This is a genomic window from Vulgatibacter incomptus, from assembly GCF_001263175.1.
Taxonomy (GTDB): Bacteria; Myxococcota; Myxococcia; order Myxococcales; family Vulgatibacteraceae; genus Vulgatibacter; species Vulgatibacter incomptus.
On sequence record NZ_CP012332.1, the window covers coordinates 3,578,156 to 3,593,999 of the forward strand.

The following is a 15,844-nucleotide window of genomic DNA, read 5'->3' on the forward strand; positions in this document are numbered from 1 at the left end:
CCTCCTGATGAACGATGCCCCCCGAGCGGCAACCGCTTCGACTTGCCCGACCGCCGTGGCGCAAGGCTCGGCTTCGAGGCGACCCTGGCAAGATGAGCACAAAGCAAACTGCTTTGACTTGAAGTAAGATCCCGCGACATGAAAATCCTACCCGTGCTCTCACTCCTCGTTGCGATCCTCGCCGCAGGCTGCGGCACGTCCGATTCCGGTCCCGACCAGCAGGACGGAGCTGGCGGTTCCGCAGGATCTGCTGGTTCCGCTGGATCTGCCGGATCCGGTGGAACCGATCGAACCGGAGGTACAGGTGGGAAGGGGGGCGACGGCGGTTCCGACGGTGAGATCCCCACGGAGGCCGAGGTCGTCTGCCGTCTCTGGAAAAATGGGCACGTCGAGAACGAGACGGTCCCATGGGTCGCCGGGGCCGACAAATGCGATCACGGCACGCTGAGCGAGGTTGCGATCGAGAATACGCTGCGGCGGATCAACATGTTCCGCGCGCTCTCCGGGCTGCCGCCCGTGACCGAGAATCGCGACCAGCGCGAGCAACAGCAGGACTGCGCCGTGCTGATGAATGTGAACAACTTTCTCACCCACGAGCCACCGGAGAGCTTTGCTTGCTGGACGCAGGCGGGCGCGAATGGCGCGGGGTCGAGCAACCTCGCTCTGGGCTACGAGACGCCCGGACTCGCGATCCACGGTCTCATGGCCGACGTCGGCGTGGAGAGCCTGGGCCACCGTCGGTGGCTACTGGGCTACTCCCTCGGCAAGGTGGGCATCGGCTTCGCCGGCAAGGCGACCTGCGTCAGCGTCTTCGACAACACGGGGCGGGCCGATCGCGCCTGGACCGCCTTCCCGCCCGCCGGGCCTACGCCGATTGGAATGCTGAGCGATAGGTGGGGAAGTCTCGCCGCGTGGTCGTTCCACCCGAAAGACAAGATCGATGGCGCCCAGGTCTCGATGCAGAAGTTGCCCGACTTGGCCGAGGTCCCGATCGAAAGATCCTGGACCCGGAGTGACGGCGCCCAGATCCCCGACGCCATCGCTTGGCAGCCGCGGCGTCGCTTCGTGGCGGGTGAGACCTATCGGATCACCATCACCCGCCCCTCCAAGGAGGCGGTGACCTACGACGTGGAGCTGGTGGACTGCGACGGCAATTGACGCCCGCCGCAGAAGCGGCTCGGCGCGGAGTCGGCCCTCGTTCGATCGGTTGCTGGTCTATGAGATAGGAGCCTGAAACATGCGAACTCTACCCGTGCTCTCGATCCTCGTTGCGCTGCTCGCCGCAGGCTGCGGCGCGTCCGAATCCGATCCCGATCGGCAGAATGGCACTGGCGGTTCCGCAGGATCCGATGGATCAGGTGGATCAAGTGGAACCGGCGGTTCCGGTGGGACGGGGGGCGGCGGCGGTTCCGGTGGAAGGGGCCCCACGGAGAAAGAGACGGTCTGCCGCCTCTGGAACGAAGGGCACATCCAGAACGAGCGGGAACCTTGGATCGCCGGCGCCGACATCTGCGATCACGGCACGCTGAGCGAAGTGGCGATCGAGGACACGCTGCGGCGGATCAACATGTTCCGCGCCCTCTCCGGGCTGCCGCCGGTGACCGAGAATCTCGAGCAGCGCGAGCAGGAGCAGGCCTGCGCCGTGCTGATGAACGCGAACAGAAGTATCTCCCACTATCCGCCGCAAAGCTGGAACTGCTGGACGGAGGAGGCCGCGTGGGGCGCGGCTTCGAGCAACCTCGCGCTGGGCTTCAAACTGCCCGGCAACGCGATCGACGCCCTGATGGGCGACACCGGCATAGACAGCGTGGGCCACCGGCGGTGGCTGCTGGGCTACTTCCTCGGCAAGGTGGGCATCGGCTTCGCCGGCAAGTCCGCCTGCGTCAGCGTCTTCGACAACACGGGGCAAACCGACCGCGAGTGGACCGCCTACCCGCCCCCCGGGCCTGCGCCGCTGCCCATGGTGCGCGACGTTCAGTGGGGTCCCGTAGCTTGGTCGTTCCACCCGAGAGACAAGATCGCGGGCGCCCAGGTCTCGATGCAGAGGTTGCCCGACTTGGAGGAGGTCGAGGTCGAAAAAACCTCGATCCAGGCTGACGGCGGCGGGATCCCCGACGCCATCGTCTGGAAGCCGCTTCGCGTCGCGGCGGGTGAATCCTATCGGATCACCATCACCCGCCCCTCGAAGGAGCCGCTGACCTACGACGTCGAAGTGGTGGACTGCGACGGTATTTGACGCCCGCCGCAAATAGCGCAGCAACCAGACCCGCGAGTCCTCCACCGATCCGCAAGGCTCGCCTCGCGCCAAAGGGGACGACGTGCCGGAAGCTCGTCTTTCGCCACGTCGCTCAAGAAATTCCGCCGGACCTGTCACAACCGATCCCCGGCCGGTGTCCCCATGTCGAACCCGAGAGAAGCCCCAACTAACGGGGGCAACCCAGGAGGCGACATGGCGAGCAACACCCGAGTCCCCAAGGCCAAGCTGACCGGACCCTACGCCGCGGTGGTGAAGTGGGTGAGCCGCCGGATGTTCGGCAGCGTCCCCGAGCCGCTGGAAGTGGCATGGCACAACCGGAAGGTCTTGAGCTCCACCTTCAAGATGGGCCGCATGGCATCGAAGTGGGACCAGTGCGACAAGAACCTGAAGTCCTTCGCGCACATGGCGGTGGCGAGCCTGGTGGGCTGCGGGTTCTGCCTGGATCTCGGCTACTTCCAGGCGCACAACGAGGGGCTGGACGTGGCGAAGGCGCGGGAGGTGCCCAGGTGGCGCGACTCCCTCGTCTTTTCGCGGCTGGAGCGCGACGTGATGGAGTACGCCGAAGCAATGACGCAGACGCCGCCCACGGTGACGGACGCGCTGTCGGCCCGGCTCTTGGACCAGCTCGGCGCGCCGGCGATGGTGGAGCTCACCGCGTTCATCGCGCTGACGAACCTCTACACCCGCAACAACAACGCGCTCGGACTGGAGTCCCAGGGGTACGCGAAGGCCTGTGGGCTCGAGCCGCTCGCGGTGGCCTCGGCGGCGGCATGAAGAGAGACCCCTTTGTCACGCACCGCAGCCTCCTGTTCACGGTCGCCTACGAGATGCTGGGCTCGGCGGCGGACGCGGAGGACGTGGTGCAGGAGGCCTGGCTGCGGTGGGCGGATACGGACCAGGAAGCCGTGCGGGAGCCCCGGGCGTACTTGATCCGGACGGTCACCCGCCAGGCGCTGAACCGGCTGCGCACACTGTCGCGCCGACGCGAGGACTACGTCGGCGATTGGCTGCCGGAGCCGGTGCTGACGAGCCCCGAGGTGGCGGACGACGTCGAGCTCGCGGAGAGCGTCTCGATGGCGATGCTCACGGTGCTGGAGACGCTCGGCCCGGCCGAGCGGGCGGTCTTCGTGCTGCGCGAGGTCTTCCAGTCGCCGTACGAGGAGATCGCGGAGGCGATCGGCAAGTCACCGGCGGCGGTGCGGCAGATCGCGCATCGGTCGCGGGAGCACGTCGCCGCCCGGCGGCCGCGGATGCGCGTGGACCGGGCGGAGCAGCGGGCGGCGGTGGAGAAGTTCCTCGCGGCGATCGACACGGGCGACGTGCGGAGCCTGCTGGAGGTCCTGGCGCCGGACGTGGTGATGGTCACCGACAGCGGCGGGCTGGTGCCGGCGGCGCGGCGGCCGATCGTGGGCGCGGACAACCTGGTCGCGTTCCTCGGGGGCCTCGTCGCCAAGGCGCCCTCGGATTTCGCCAGCGCCGCGGTGTGGCTCAACGGCGCGCCAGGCGTTCGGTTCGACCTGGGCGGCGAGGTGGCCGCGGCGCTCAGCCTCACCGTCGAGGACGGCCGGATCACCCGGATCTACGCGATCCGAAACCCGTACAAGCTGGCGCGGCTCGGCGAGGAGTCGGCCCTCGCTCGATCGGTTGCTGATTGATGAAGTAGGATCCGGGATCATGCGAACACTCTCCGTGCTCCCGATCCTCGTTGCGCTCCTCGCCGCAGGCTGTGGCGCGTCCAACTCCGATCCCGACAAGCAGGAGGGCGCTGGCAGTTCCGCGGGATCCGCTGGATCGGCTGGATCAGATGGAACCGGCGGAACCGGTGGGATGGGGGGCGACGGCGGTTCCGGTGGAGAGGGCCCGACAGCGGCAGAGACAGTCTGCCGCCTCTGGAACGAAGGACACGTCGAGAACGAAAAGGTCCCGTGGATCGCCGGGGACGACATCTGCGATCACGGCACGCTGAGTGAGGTGGCGATCGAGGACACGCTGCGGCGGATCAACATGTTCCGCGCCCTTTCGGAGCTGCCGCCCGTGACCGAGAATCGCGACCAGCGGGAGCAGGAGCAGGCCTGCGCCGTGCTGATGAACGCGAACAACGCTCTCGACCACGAGCCACCGCCAGATTGGGCTTGTTGGTCGGAGCAGGGTGCGGTGGGCGCGGGCTCGAGCAACCTCTCGCTGGGCTACCCGACGCCCGGCGACGCGATCGACGGCCAAATGGCCGACGTCAGCGTCCCCGACAGCGTGGGACACCGCCGGTGGCTGCTGGGCTACGTCCTCGGCAAGGTGGGCATCGGCTCTGCCGGCAGGGCGACCTGCGTCAGCGTCTTCGACGACATGGGACGGACCGACCGCTCCTGGACCGCCTACCCGCCCGCCGGGCCTGCGCCGATCGCCATGGTGACCAAACTGCGTCCGGTCGCGTGGTCATTCCACCCGAAAGACGGGATCAAGGGCGCCGAGGTCTCGATGCAGAGGTTGCCCGGCGGGGAGGAGGTGGCGATCGAGAGCTGGATCCCAAAGTCAGGCATCAAGATCCCCGACGCCATCATCTGGCAGCCGCCGCCCGTCCAGGCGGGCGAGTCCTACCGGATCAGCATTACCCGCCCCTCGAAGGAAACGGTGACCTACGACGTGGAGCTCGTGGACTGCGCCCCCGGCACCTGACGCCGCCGCACGGGGAGTTGGCCGCAGCCGGAATGACAAGGCATGCGAGCGCGGCTCGACGCTGAGGCGGCCCTCGCCCGGTAGGGAACCCGAAAGGCCGCGCTGGTGTCTTTCCCTGTGAATCCCTTCTCAGGAGAACACCATGCTTCGTCCCCTTCCGCTCCTCGCCGCCGCCGCCCTGCTCCTGACCTCGTTCTCCGCCGCCGCTGCCACAGCGAGCGAGGGGCCCGCCGCCCCGCGCTACGACGACGCGGACGCCCTGAAGGGGCAGAAGACGGGTAAGGGCGTCTTCCTTGTGAACATCGGCGAGGCACAGAAGCTGGCCCGCTACCTGAAGGTGATCCACGGGAGCCACCAGGGGATGGCGGAGCAGAAGGTGACGCCCGACTTCGTGGTCGTCTTCGTCGGCCCCGGCGTGCAGTTCCTCACCACCACTCCCTCGGCGGAGGTCGCCGGATCGCCTGCGCTGAAGGACGTCGCCAACACGGTCGAGGCGCTCCGGGCCGCTGGGATCCGGATGGAGATCTGCTCGGTGGCCACAGCGGCGATGGGCGTGGACAACGCGAAGGTCCTGCCGGGGATCAAGGTGGTCCGCGACGGCTTCGTCTCCGCGATCGGCTACCAGGCACAGGGCTACGGGCTCGTTCCCGTGAATTGACGGTCGGATGCCCGCGCTGCCGCGGGCCCTCCTCTCCGTTGGGCGCGCGAAGGGTGAGCACGATTCGAAACCGTGGGTTTAGATTTGTGCGTCGCAACGCCCGCGCATTCGGCGGCTCGAGCTCGAGCCGCTGCGGTTGCGATCCTCGGCTGGTCCCGCCTCCGACGAGCACCGAGCCTAAGGGCTGGCCGTTGGCTGCCAAGGCCTCCGCCGCCGCGTCCACGCAGCGGCGAAGGAACTCCGTTTCTGCCTCGGTGAACGCCGGTGGCTACTGGAGCCCGCGCTCCTTGCGGACGGCGACGTTGCGGGCCTCGGCACGCTTCAGCGCAGGGCGCTCGTTCAAGCGGGCGACGTAGGACTCGAAGATCGGCTCGGGAGCGAGCAGCCCGAACCCGAGCATGTAGCGGATCGTGCCGCCGAAAATCACGTCGGCCATCGAGAAGCGGTCGCCGAGAATGTACGAGCGATCGCGCAGGGCGCTCCGCACCGCCTCGAGCATCGCGTCGTGGTTGCCCCACCCTGCCGCTCCCTCGTTGAAGCTCCAGCCTTCCCGCTTCGCCATCGAGCCCGGCTCGACTACCGAGGGCGCAAAGAGCGACCAGCGCAGGTACGTGGCCCGCGCCGGATCGTCGGTGCGCGGCGCGAGCTCCCCCAGCGAATAGCGGTCGGCGAGGTAGAGGCCGATCGCCGCCGACTCCGTGACCACGGCTCCTCCATCGACGAGGATGGGGAGCTTGCCCATGGAGTTCAGCGCGAGGATCTCCGGGGCCTTCTGCCCGCCGGCCTTAGCGTCGACGAAGTGGAGCTCGTACGGGGCGCCGACCTCCTCGAGCATCCAGACGACGTTCGCGGCGCGGGTGTAGGGGTGGTGGTAGAGGACGATGGACATCGACGACTCCTTGCGAGTGGTTCGGCGCCGGATGATTCCCCGATCGGTCCGGTAGGGGAACTCCGAAGTTCGCCGAAGTTCTCCTGGGATCGACGAGGGTCGTCGAACTCTCGACCAACGCACATGCAATCGCCCGGCAGGGCTCCTCCCCCACGCCTACACTGCCCGCCAACCATCCGTTCGCGTGAGGAGAGTGCGATGCCGGGGAAGAAGAAGGTCTGCGTCGTGGTCGGAGTGGGGCCTGGCAACGGTGCGGCGCTCGCGCATCGTTTCGCCAAGGATGGCTACGCCGTCGCCCTCCTCGCCCGCTCGAGCGCCACGTCGTCGAAGCTCGCGAGCGAGCTGCCCGATGCACGTGCGTTCGCGTGTGACGTGAGCGACGCCGGCTCGGTCGCGCGCGCGTTCGCCTCGATCCGCGACGAGATGGGGGAGGTGGACGTCGTGGCGTACAACGCGGGATCGGGCGTTTTCGGCACGCTCGACGACGTGACCGGCGCCGACTTCGAGGCCTCGTGGCGGGTGAATTCGCTCGGGCTCCTCCTGGTCGCGAAGGAGGTCGCGCCCGCCATGAAGGCGGCGAAGTCGGGCGCGATCATCGTGACCGGAGCGACCGCGTCGCGTCGGGGCGTGGCGCGGACGACCGCGTTCGCCCCCGCGAAGGCAGCGCAGAGGAGCCTCTGCGAGTCACTCGCCCGACAGCTCGGGCCACACGGGATCCACGTCGGGCTGATCATCGTCGACGGCGTGGTCGACATGCCGCGAACCCGCGAGTGGATGAAGGACAAACCGGACGAGTTCTTCATCCAGCCGAGTGGCGTCGCCGAGCTCGCGTCTTTCCTCGTGCGTCAGGACAGGTCCGCGTGGACCTTCGAGGCGGAGGCGCGCCCCTTCGGCGAGTCCTGGTAGGCGCCGGGAGATAGGGCCCCGCCAGCGTGGGCCAGGAGGCGCCCGGGAACCTCCCGGGGCGGGACGGTGTCAAAGGTGACGAGCCGCCCTACCCCGAGGAGAGCAACAGGATGCCGCGCCCCGATCGCTTGGAGAATCCCGCACACGTTGTCTTCCGAGTCTTCACGAGCTCGATCTTCCTCGTCGCCGGCATCCAGCATTTGGCGGCACCGGGCGAGGTGGCGGCGCGTCTCGTCGAGGCGCCGCTCGGGCACCTGGCCACCGCGGTCGCGCCTGCGGAGACACTGGTGCTGGGGATTGGCGCGGTCCTCGTCGCCGCCGGCCTAGCCTTGCTCCTCGGTTTGCTCACCCGGGTGTCGGCGATTGTCCTGGCCGCCTGCCTGATCCCGATCACGATCTCGGTGCAGGTGGGCTCCGCCGCGACGCTCGGCCCTCTTTTCAAGAACGTCGCGATCTTTGGAGCGCTCGTGCGCCTCGCCGTCTCGGGAGGCGGAGCCTGGAGCCTCGACGCGCTCCTGTCCCGCCGCATCCCCGCGGAAGGGATGGTCCCCGACCGAGCGAGGGGCGCTCAGGCGCGCTGATAGGTGCCGACCAGCCGGTTCATGCCCACGACCTTGGGCTCGATTCGCTGGAGGAGCTCCCAGAGCGTAAGGCCCGGCTCGATCGGCGCGTCGTCGTTCAGCGCGAGGATCCAGAAGTAGTACTGGTGCTTGCCGTGCCCGTTGGGAGGCATCGGGCCGCCGTAGCCGACCTTGCCGAAGTCGTTGCGCCCGTTCGTGTGCTCGTTCGTTCCCTCGGGCAGGCTCCGGACGGTCCCGGGGACGTTGTAGTGCACCCAGTGCACGAAACCGTAGGTGCCAGCATTCGACACAACTGGCGCGTCGGGATCGTGGCAGAACATAACGAAGGCGCGGGTGCCGTCCGGCACGTGGTCCCAGGACAGGGCCGGAGAGACGTCGGCACCCTCACCCGTGTGCTTCGAGGGGATGGCAGCGCCGTCGCCGAACGACGAGCTGTGCAGCAGCATCTTGGACAGAGCAAATCCCACGGTCGCCTCTCGGAGATGGGTCGAGAGCGAAGGCTAGATCCCTTTGGCAGCTTCGGCTCGAATGAGCCCCGAAGAGATGTTCGATCGGGCTCTCATCCACCTCGTCGACACGAAGCCGCCCTGCCGCCGACGGTCGAAAACCGAGAGGCCTGCCACCGGATCGCCGATGATTCTCCGGCACGGGCGGCGTCCAAGGTTGGCAACGAGCCGAGCCGAAAAGCTCAAGGGGAGGGCGGTTTCAAGCGGTGAACGCACCACGAGGTGCGTCTGTGGCACCCTCCGTCTGAGAGGTGCCGAGGAATGTGGGCTCGTAGCAAGGCAAGTCGGCTGACCATCGACGATCACCTAGAGCTCCAGCGCCGGTTCCGGAGTGGAGATTCGCTCGCTGTCCGGCGGCGGCGGTCGGATGCTCGGCGAAATCGGTCCAGCGCCTACTCCGCAAGACGGGCGGCTTGGCCCCTCGCGCCCCACGCGTTCGGAGGCAAGGCCCTCCGTGGTCGAACGCGCGGAGGTCTCCCGCGGCATCCAAGCCGGCGAGTCGTTCAGGAAGATTGCCACGAGGATCGGGCGCGCGCCCTCGACGGTATCGCGCGAGGTCCGGGCGGCTGGAGGGCGTGAGGCGTACCGGGCGCACCTAGCCGAGAAAGGGGCGCGCCAGCGTGCCCGTCGGCCCAAGCCCTTCAAGCTCGTGGAAAACGCCCTGCTTCGCCAGGCGGTGGAGGACGGCCTGCGCCAGCGGTGGTCGCCGCAGCAAATTGCTGCGATGCTGAAGGTCGACCACCCCAAGGCCCCCGAGCTTCGCGTGTCACACGAGACCATCTACATCTCCCTTTTCGTGCAGGCCCGCGGGGCTCTCCGGAATGAACTCGCCACGTGCCTTCGGACAGGACGAACCCGGCGGCACCCGGGCAAGCGCACCGACCTCAAGGGCAAAATCAGCGACATGGTGATGATCAGCGAACGACCGGCAGAAGCCGATGACCGCGCGGTGCCTGGGCACTGGGAAGGCGACCTGATCATAGGGAAGGACAGCAAATCGGCGATCGGTACGTTGGTCGAGCGCAAGAGCCGATTCGTAGTGCTGTTCCCCTTGCCGAACGGGAGGACCGCGGAGGAGGTCCGCAAGGCGCTCGTCGCCGAGGTTCGGCGCCTCCCAGAGTGCCTCCGGCGCTCGATCACGTGGGACCAGGGGAAGGAGATGGCTCAGCACGCTCGCTTCTCCGTCGAGACCAACGTCTCCGTCTACTTCTGCGACCCGCACAGCCCCTGGCAGCGGGGCAGCAACGAAAACACCAACGGGCTACTCCGCCAGTACTTCCCCAAGGGCAAGGACCTCAGTACGTACACCCGACGAGAACTCAATACGGTGGCAGCTCAACTAAACGGACGCCCAAGACAGACGCTCGACTGGAGGACGCCGGGTGAGGTATTCAGCACATTCGTTGCGTCGATCGCTTGAGACCGCCGCCAAATCGCGAGACCAACGACGGGCTCGCCACGTACGGAGTTTCTATGGAGACCTCCAAGGCGGGTCACGTCTTCTGGACCAGCGGCTGGCGCCTCTTGGAGCGATCGCCTTCCGGCGACATGAGGTGGACCGACAGCGTCGGCGGCGGCCTGGTCATGCTTCCCACCGAGGAGCTGCTCCTCCTCGGCTGCCAAGGCCAGACGTTGATCCTCTCGCGCTGAGCCTGCAGAGGCCTTCTTCATCGGGGGCGCCTGGCGATCGCGACCATTCCCGTGCGCCGCGACGAGACGTGGCGGGAGACCGAAGCCTCCCATGCTATGGCGCGGGCTGGTGCGGTGCCTCACCGTAGAAGTCGAGTCCCCAGCAATCGAGCTTCCCGTCGGTTCGCACGCCGCAGCTATGAAGAACTCCCGCGCTCACCCGGGCAAAGGTCGAATTCGGCGGCGGGGTCCCGCCCCTGGAATCGCCCCAGCACGCTGCCGTCCCGTCCAAGCGGACACCGCACGCATGTCTGTCTCCTGCGTCGATGAACACGTATGACCCGGCGGGTACATCGGTAGTGGTCAGCGCGCCCTCACACTCGATTTCGCCAGCAAGGTCGAGCCCGCAGGCGAAATCCAAACCGAGTGCGATTTGCTGGTACAAACCTGTCATTTGCCATGGAGAGCTTCCCCAACAGGTCGCCGCGCCGGTCGAATCCAGGGCGCAGACATTAGGCCCCCTGGAGCTCACTTGCGTGAACGCGCCGGCAGGCGCCGACGTCAGGCCGGCCTCGCCCCAGCAGAGGAGGCCACCATCGTTGGCGTCGATTCCACAGGAGACGTTGGTGCCCATGGAGACCGAGGCGAAGGGCCCCGGGAACGGGGCAGTCGGAGCCAAGCCAATTTGATTGTCGCCCCAGCAGATGATCGAGCCATCGGACTTGACGCCACAGCCGTTGGCGTAGGACAGGCCCACTTCCTTGTAGGAACCCGCCGGAGGCTGGAGGAGTCCGCTCAGGTCCGAGCCGAAGCAAACGAGCGCGCCGCCCGTCTGGACTCCGCAGGAGTATCCCGCGCCCGCGACGACGTCTTTGAATCCAGGCACGACCACCCGCCGGGGACTCGTGGAGCCGTACGCTCGCGAATCGACGGTGGTGAGAAGGCGGTAGTATCGCCCCTGATCGACCGGAGCATCGAGGACTTGAAAGTATGAACCGGTCGCCCCGGGAATGTCGACGTAACCGCCGTCGGCATCGGCGACCGAACGCTGCCATTGGAAGGCCGCGACCCCCGCCCCCCCTCGCCTGCCCGTGACGGGGTCAGAAACGGTGGGCTGGGCGTAGTCGTAGAGAGCCCGCACCCGGTAGGTGGCCGAGGGAGGCGCAGACGATGTCGCCGAAAACCCGAGCTGTACGAACGAAAGGATCGGGTCGACCTCCACGGTGGAATCGACGGTGACGGTTCCGCCGGGAGCGCCGGCGTCCACGTGGCTCAACTCGGTTCCAACCGACTCCCAGCCGGCTCCATCCCGTTCGATCTCGAAGTCGATCACCGTCGCTAGGCCCCGGGCGCCGGTTCCTGAGGCACTTCGTGCCGAATCTCCGGAAGCGTAGACGGACTCGATCGCATATTCATGGTACGTGCCCCGCGGTTCGAATGAACTCCAGCTCAGCTCGACCCCGTCGGTGCGCGTGCCCTCCGTGGCACTGACTGAGTACACGTACCCGGGTCCGAACGTGGCGGAGGTATCGTCGAATACTTGAGTCGAGCTCGAAACGGTTTCGATCGCGATACCGTCTCGTATCACTCGGTAGCCCTCGAGCACCAGCGGAGCCCGAGCCCCAATTGCTTCCTGAGAGTAGGCGACGGATCCGTCGTCCATCGGCATCTCGACGCGGTAGGCGCCAGGATTCGAGCTCGGATCCGGGACGCTCCAGGTGAGAAGGACGCCCTCCGGCCGCTCGTACGTCAAAGACGTGATCCTCGGCGGGCTGACGACCCGAGGCACACTTCTGTCGGCGAAGGCGCGTGCGGAAGGCCCGAGCGAAGCGAGCGGCGCGCCGGTTCGAAAGAGATTGAACCCTGTTGGCTGCGGCGCCGCCGTGCGGCCCGTCACCTCCGGGGAGAACGGCGTGGTCATGAGCCCGTCTTGCAGGTACTCAGCGAGGATCTTGAACTGAAAAGCGCGTCCGGGTACCGAGTTCACGACCCAACTCAAGTCGACACCCTCGTCGACCGTTCCGTCCGACGCGGAGAGGGCAACCGACGTTGTCCCCCCGCCGACGGGATGTCCAGGCTTCCCGCTCCATAAGCGAACCAATAGGGCTCGTCGTCGCGATGGATTTGAAGGTCGATGAGAATGGGGTCCGCTGCGCCCGCTTCGATGGAAACCGAGGTGGCGGTCGAACCGTCGGCGTAGGTCGAGACGACCTCGTAATTGTACCGGCGAGACGGTGTGATCACCGGATCGGTCCAGTCGAGCCGCACGTCACGGAGCCGATCCTGCGAGGCCGCGATCGAGGGCGCCTCCACCGTGCCGCGCTCGACGTTGGTATCGACGACGGGCAGCGCGGGGTCGACCAGGATCTCCACGCCATCCCGCAGGACCGCAGTGCGGATCAAGGGCATGCTTCGATTCCCGACCGCCCAAATAGGGGAGCCGTCCTGCCCATCGCTTGCCACGGCGACGACTTCGTAAGTGTGTGCAGTGCCTTGGGCCTTGTCTCCCAAGAACCAGGACAAGGCGACGGAGGTGGCCGAACTGAACGCCGCAAGGTCGGTGGCTGCGATCGCGTTCGGCGCCGTCGCGCCGGCGTCGTCGAACGACCGCGCGGCGGAGGAGACGGCGAGGTCGATCGCCGCCCCGTCCCGATAGACCTCGAAACGCGCGAGGCCAGGGGGGCCGCGGTGACCCGTCGCGAAGGAGATTCGCTCTCCTCCCGACTCGAATACCTCGGTCAACGAGTAGTGCGAGTCGGGTCCCCGGGTCGCCGCCGGCTCCGTCCACGAGAGACGGACGAACGCCTGCTGGTCCAGGCTCGCCTGGAGCGACCCCGTTTCGAGCGTCCCCGGCGCGGCGGTCGTGTCCGTGAAGGACCTCGTAGTCGGGGCGAACGAGATCGCGGTCCCCGCCAACGGAGTCAGCCTGTATTCCGTGATCACCGGTGCTGCGCGAGCGCCCTGCACCGCATTCGACGAGATCGAGCTCCCATCGTCGAGGGCTGCCACGATCTCGTACGTATGAGGCCTGAGCGTTACGAGGGGTACCCCCCACGATAGCTCGACCCCGTGTGCGCTGGTCCCCTGTCCCGCAAGGAAAGGGGTCTCGGACAGCTCCGCGGCGTGTGCGTCGAAGTCATCGAACGTCCTGGTCGACGGATCCAGCCGAGGGCCCGCTTCACCGTCTCGAAGGATCCCGAAGTTGTCGATCCTCGGGGCGGCTCGTCGGCCAGTCACCGCGGCCGCTGAGACGCGACGTCCGTCCGCGAGAACGACGAAAACCGAATAGGAGTGGGTGACGCCGGCACGCGCTTCTGGCGCCTGCCAGGTCAGAGAGACCGCCAGGGGGGACTCAGCCACCGATAGCATCGGCGGATCGATCGTGCCGGGGCTCGCATCCTCGTCGAGGTACGCGAGCTCGACCCCAGAGAGCTCAGCCAGAAGAGCACCATCGCGCACCAGCTCGACCGCGACGACGCCGGGGGAGCCGCGCCTGCCCGTCGCGTCCGTCGACCTCGCGCTCCTTCCGTGATCAAAATGCGCGATCGCGGCGTAGCGATGCTCGGCGCCCGGCGCCACCCGCGCGGCAGGCCACGAAACAAGGACCGCGTCCTCGCGGTTCTCCGTCGCCCCTACCTCTGGTGCGGACGCCGTCCCGGCCTCCGCCTCGACGTCATCGTAGGACTCCGCCGCGCCCGAGAACCGCGCGATCTCCACGCCATCCCGCTCGATCGAGATCGCCCGGGCACCCGTTGGCGCCTTCCACTCGAGGTGAACGGCGTCGGGTCGGTTCTCCGTCGCCACGAGCTCGGTGGGCGCCTTCGCCGGCTCGAGTTCCGCGGGAGACATATCCGATCCGCAGCCCGACGCGGCGAGCACCGCCAGTGCGGCCCACCCATGCGAGAGGAAACTCGGAAGACGCGGCAGCTGAAAGGTCATGGCACGGTCCGTGTTTGGTCGAAAACGGTTCGCACCCTACAGCACGGATCCAATCGGTCAAAGAAATGCCGAAGTTGGCGAGCTCCGCAGTCCGATTCGATCTCGTTCCGTCTTCGTCGTCGCCTAGAGAGCGAGGGGCGACGCCTACCGGCCTTCCGACATCCTCGCCGACCCACTTCTTCCGCTAATCACTCCCGCAACCCGACGTTTGCCTGAATAGATGGCGGTCTCAAGCGGTGAACGCACCACGGCGTGCGTTTGTGGCACTCTTCGCCTGAGAGGTGCCGAGGAATGTGGGCTCGTAGCAAGGCAAGTCGGCTGACCATCGAAGATCACCTGGAGCTCCAGCGCCGGTTCCGTAGCGGAGAATCGCTCGCTGTGGCCGCGGCGGCGGTCGGGTGCTCCGTGAATTCAGTCCAGCGCCTTCTCCGCTAGATGGGCGGCATCGCGATTCGGGCTCCGATGCGCTCGGAGGCAAGACTCTCGATGGCTGAACGCGAGGAAGTCTCAAGCGGCGAACGCACGGCTTCGGCAGGAGGTCGAGGGCGGCCTGCGCCAGCGGTGGTCGCCGCAGCAAATAGCTGCGAGGCTGAAGGTCGACCACCCCAACGACCCTGAGCTCCGCGTGTCACACGAGACCATCTACAGCTCCCTATTCGTGCAGGCCCGCGGTGCGCTGCGGAAGGAACTCGCTACCTGCCTTCGGACGGGGCGGACCCGGCGGCGACCGGAGAAGCGCACCGACCTCCATGGCAAGACCAACGACATGGTGATGATCAGCGAGCAGCCGGCAGAAGCCGAAGACCGCGCTGTGCCTGGCCACCGGGAAGGCGACCTGATCATCGGGAAGAACGGCAAGTCGGCGATCGGCACGCTGGTCGAGCGCAAGAGCCGATTCGTGGTGTTGCTCCCCCTGCCGAACGGGAGGACCGCTGAGGATGTCCGCAAGGCGCTCGTCGCCGAAGTCCGACGCCTCCCGGAGCACCTCCGGCGCTCGATCACATGGGACCAGGGGAAGGAGATGGCTCAGCACACTCGCTTCTCCGTCGAGACCAACGTCTCCGTCTACTTCTGCGACCCACACAGCCCCTGGCAGCGAGGCAGCAACGAAAACACCAATGGGCTTCTCCGCCAGTACTTCCCCAAGGGCGAGGACCTCAGCGCGTACACCCGACGAGAACTCAATACGGTGGCAGATCAACTAAACGGCCGGCCGAGGCAGACGCTCGACTAGAGGACGCCTGGTGAGGTATTCAGCACATTCGTTGCGTCGACCACTTGAGGCCGCCGAGTGAACGATGGCCAAGAAGGAATCTGCGACCAACAAGGTGACGCCGTTTCTGATGTTCAACGATCAGCTCGAGGCCGCCGTCGAGTTCTATACCGCGACCTTTCCGGGCTCCGAGGTCCGATCGATGTCCCGCGCGTGTGTGGACGGACCCGTCACCTCAGCCGAGTTCATCGTCGGGGGCCAACGCTTCATGGGATTCAACGGCAGACCGCACTTCCGCTTCACCGAAGGGTTCTCGCTTTTCGTCTCGTGCGAGGATCAGCGCGAGGTCGACGAATACTGGGAGAAGATCGTTCGCGCCGGCGGCAAGCCGTCGAAGTGCGGCTGGATCACCGATCCGTTCGGCCTCTCGTGGCAGATCATCCCGAGGCGGTTCGTGGAGCTGGTCGGCGATCCGAATCCCGCGAAGGTCCATGCGGTCGTCACCGCGATGATGAAGATGACGAAGTTCGACGTCGCCGCGCTCGAGGAGGCCTACGCGGCGGCGTAGCGCCGGAACTTCTCCCGACCAGGGCCGG

15 protein-coding genes and 1 pseudogene are annotated in these 15,844 nt (G+C 67.0%); 12 read left to right on the top strand and 4 right to left on the bottom strand.

Going from position 1 to position 15,844, the window contains the following annotated elements:
• Window positions 1-138: 138 nt before the first annotated feature.
• The 6 genes from AKJ08_RS14930 (at window position 139) to AKJ08_RS14955 (ending at window position 5,585) form a co-directional block, all read left to right on the top strand.
• The gene (locus tag AKJ08_RS14930) at window positions 139-1,158 is read left to right on the top strand and encodes a CAP domain-containing protein (RefSeq protein WP_050726794.1); all 1,020 of its coding nucleotides are present in this window, start codon (window positions 139-141) and stop codon (window positions 1,156-1,158) included.
• A 79-nt stretch (window positions 1,159-1,237) separates the two neighbouring features.
• Window positions 1,238-2,236: a CAP domain-containing protein gene (locus AKJ08_RS14935; protein WP_157370727.1), complete on the top strand. Its 999-nt coding sequence runs from the start codon at window positions 1,238-1,240 to the stop codon at window positions 2,234-2,236.
• Between the two features lie 213 nt (window positions 2,237-2,449).
• A complete protein-coding gene (locus AKJ08_RS14940) occupies window positions 2,450-3,031 on the top strand; it encodes a carboxymuconolactone decarboxylase family protein (RefSeq protein ID WP_050726796.1) in 582 nt (193 codons plus the stop codon).
• Entirely contained in the window at window positions 3,028-3,912 is an 885-nt protein-coding gene (locus AKJ08_RS14945; protein WP_050726797.1) for an RNA polymerase sigma-70 factor, read from the top strand. The genes AKJ08_RS14940 and AKJ08_RS14945 overlap by 4 nt, the downstream gene beginning before the upstream one ends.
• Before the next feature lie 19 nt (window positions 3,913-3,931).
• Complete coding sequence (locus AKJ08_RS14950; RefSeq protein ID WP_050726798.1) at window positions 3,932-4,927, top strand: CAP domain-containing protein; 996 nt, start codon at window positions 3,932-3,934, stop codon at window positions 4,925-4,927.
• A gap of 142 nt (window positions 4,928-5,069) precedes the next feature.
• A complete protein-coding gene (locus tag AKJ08_RS14955) occupies window positions 5,070-5,585 on the top strand; it encodes a DsrE family protein (protein ID WP_050726799.1) in 516 nt (171 codons plus the stop codon).
• Between the two features lie 268 nt (window positions 5,586-5,853).
• Here AKJ08_RS14955 and AKJ08_RS14960 read toward each other — a convergent pair whose 3' ends face one another.
• Complete coding sequence (locus AKJ08_RS14960) at window positions 5,854-6,474, bottom strand: glutathione S-transferase family protein (protein ID WP_050726800.1); 621 nt, start codon at window positions 6,472-6,474, stop codon at window positions 5,854-5,856.
• Window positions 6,475-6,672: 198 nt separating this feature from the next.
• On the opposite strand from AKJ08_RS14960, the gene AKJ08_RS14965 reads away from it, so the two are divergent.
• Window positions 6,673-7,380 (top strand): SDR family NAD(P)-dependent oxidoreductase, encoded by a 708-nt coding sequence (locus tag AKJ08_RS14965; RefSeq protein ID WP_050726801.1) that lies wholly within the window; start codon window positions 6,673-6,675, stop codon window positions 7,378-7,380.
• A 110-nt stretch (window positions 7,381-7,490) separates the two neighbouring features.
• A complete protein-coding gene (locus tag AKJ08_RS14970) occupies window positions 7,491-7,961 on the top strand; it encodes a DoxX family protein (protein WP_157370728.1) in 471 nt (156 codons plus the stop codon).
• Here the strand turns inward: AKJ08_RS14970 and AKJ08_RS14975 are convergent.
• Window positions 7,949-8,428, bottom strand: a complete 480-nt coding sequence (locus AKJ08_RS14975; protein WP_050726803.1) for a YbhB/YbcL family Raf kinase inhibitor-like protein — start codon at window positions 8,426-8,428, stop codon at window positions 7,949-7,951. The two genes, AKJ08_RS14970 and AKJ08_RS14975, sit on opposite strands and share 13 nt — an antisense overlap.
• A gap of 300 nt (window positions 8,429-8,728) precedes the next feature.
• Here AKJ08_RS14975 and AKJ08_RS14980 point away from each other — a divergent pair.
• Both AKJ08_RS14980 and AKJ08_RS19460 read left to right on the top strand, forming a co-directional pair.
• A pseudogene (locus AKJ08_RS14980) lies at window positions 8,729-9,887 on the top strand (IS30 family transposase).
• Window positions 9,888-9,940: 53 nt separating this feature from the next.
• The gene (locus AKJ08_RS19460; protein WP_157370729.1) at window positions 9,941-10,117 is read left to right on the top strand and encodes a hypothetical protein; all 177 of its coding nucleotides are present in this window, start codon (window positions 9,941-9,943) and stop codon (window positions 10,115-10,117) included.
• A gap of 94 nt (window positions 10,118-10,211) precedes the next feature.
• Here the strand turns inward: AKJ08_RS19460 and AKJ08_RS14985 are convergent, their stop codons facing one another.
• Together AKJ08_RS14985 and AKJ08_RS14990 are read right to left on the bottom strand one after the other, a co-directional pair.
• The gene (locus tag AKJ08_RS14985) at window positions 10,212-12,083 is read right to left on the bottom strand and encodes an RCC1 domain-containing protein (RefSeq protein WP_157370730.1); all 1,872 of its coding nucleotides are present in this window, start codon (window positions 12,081-12,083) and stop codon (window positions 10,212-10,214) included.
• Between the two features lie 8 nt (window positions 12,084-12,091).
• A complete protein-coding gene (locus AKJ08_RS14990; protein ID WP_157370731.1) occupies window positions 12,092-13,945 on the bottom strand; it encodes a hypothetical protein in 1,854 nt (617 codons plus the stop codon).
• A gap of 580 nt (window positions 13,946-14,525) precedes the next feature.
• Here AKJ08_RS14990 and AKJ08_RS14995 point away from each other — a divergent pair.
• Together AKJ08_RS14995 and AKJ08_RS15000 are read left to right on the top strand one after the other, a co-directional pair.
• Window positions 14,526-15,269 carry an IS30 family transposase gene (locus tag AKJ08_RS14995; protein WP_420806386.1) on the top strand — a complete coding sequence of 248 codons (744 nt, stop codon included), beginning with the start codon at window positions 14,526-14,528 and terminating at the stop codon, window positions 15,267-15,269.
• Between the two features lie 64 nt (window positions 15,270-15,333).
• The gene (locus tag AKJ08_RS15000; protein ID WP_050726807.1) at window positions 15,334-15,816 is read left to right on the top strand and encodes a VOC family protein; all 483 of its coding nucleotides are present in this window, start codon (window positions 15,334-15,336) and stop codon (window positions 15,814-15,816) included.
• The last annotated feature ends 28 nt before the right edge of the window (window positions 15,817-15,844 follow it).

Coding starts and splice junctions, on each gene's coding strand:
- AKJ08_RS14930 (WP_050726794.1), top strand. CDS start 139: ATGAAAATCCTACCCGTGCTCTCACTCCTCGTTGCGATCCTCGCCGCA.
- AKJ08_RS14935 (WP_157370727.1), top strand. CDS start 1,238: ATGCGAACTCTACCCGTGCTCTCGATCCTCGTTGCGCTGCTCGCCGCA.
- AKJ08_RS14940 (WP_050726796.1), top strand. CDS start 2,450: ATGGCGAGCAACACCCGAGTCCCCAAGGCCAAGCTGACCGGACCCTAC.
- AKJ08_RS14945 (WP_050726797.1), top strand. CDS start 3,028: ATGAAGAGAGACCCCTTTGTCACGCACCGCAGCCTCCTGTTCACGGTC.
- AKJ08_RS14950 (WP_050726798.1), top strand. CDS start 3,932: ATGCGAACACTCTCCGTGCTCCCGATCCTCGTTGCGCTCCTCGCCGCA.
- AKJ08_RS14955 (WP_050726799.1), top strand. CDS start 5,070: ATGCTTCGTCCCCTTCCGCTCCTCGCCGCCGCCGCCCTGCTCCTGACC.
- AKJ08_RS14960 (WP_050726800.1), bottom strand. CDS start 6,474: ATGTCCATCGTCCTCTACCACCACCCCTACACCCGCGCCGCGAACGTC.
- AKJ08_RS14965 (WP_050726801.1), top strand. CDS start 6,673: ATGCCGGGGAAGAAGAAGGTCTGCGTCGTGGTCGGAGTGGGGCCTGGC.
- AKJ08_RS14970 (WP_157370728.1), top strand. CDS start 7,491: ATGCCGCGCCCCGATCGCTTGGAGAATCCCGCACACGTTGTCTTCCGA.
- AKJ08_RS19460 (WP_157370729.1), top strand. CDS start 9,941: ATGGAGACCTCCAAGGCGGGTCACGTCTTCTGGACCAGCGGCTGGCGC.
- AKJ08_RS14990 (WP_157370731.1), bottom strand. CDS start 13,945: ATGTCTCCCGCGGAACTCGAGCCGGCGAAGGCGCCCACCGAGCTCGTG.
- AKJ08_RS15000 (WP_050726807.1), top strand. CDS start 15,334: ATGGCCAAGAAGGAATCTGCGACCAACAAGGTGACGCCGTTTCTGATG.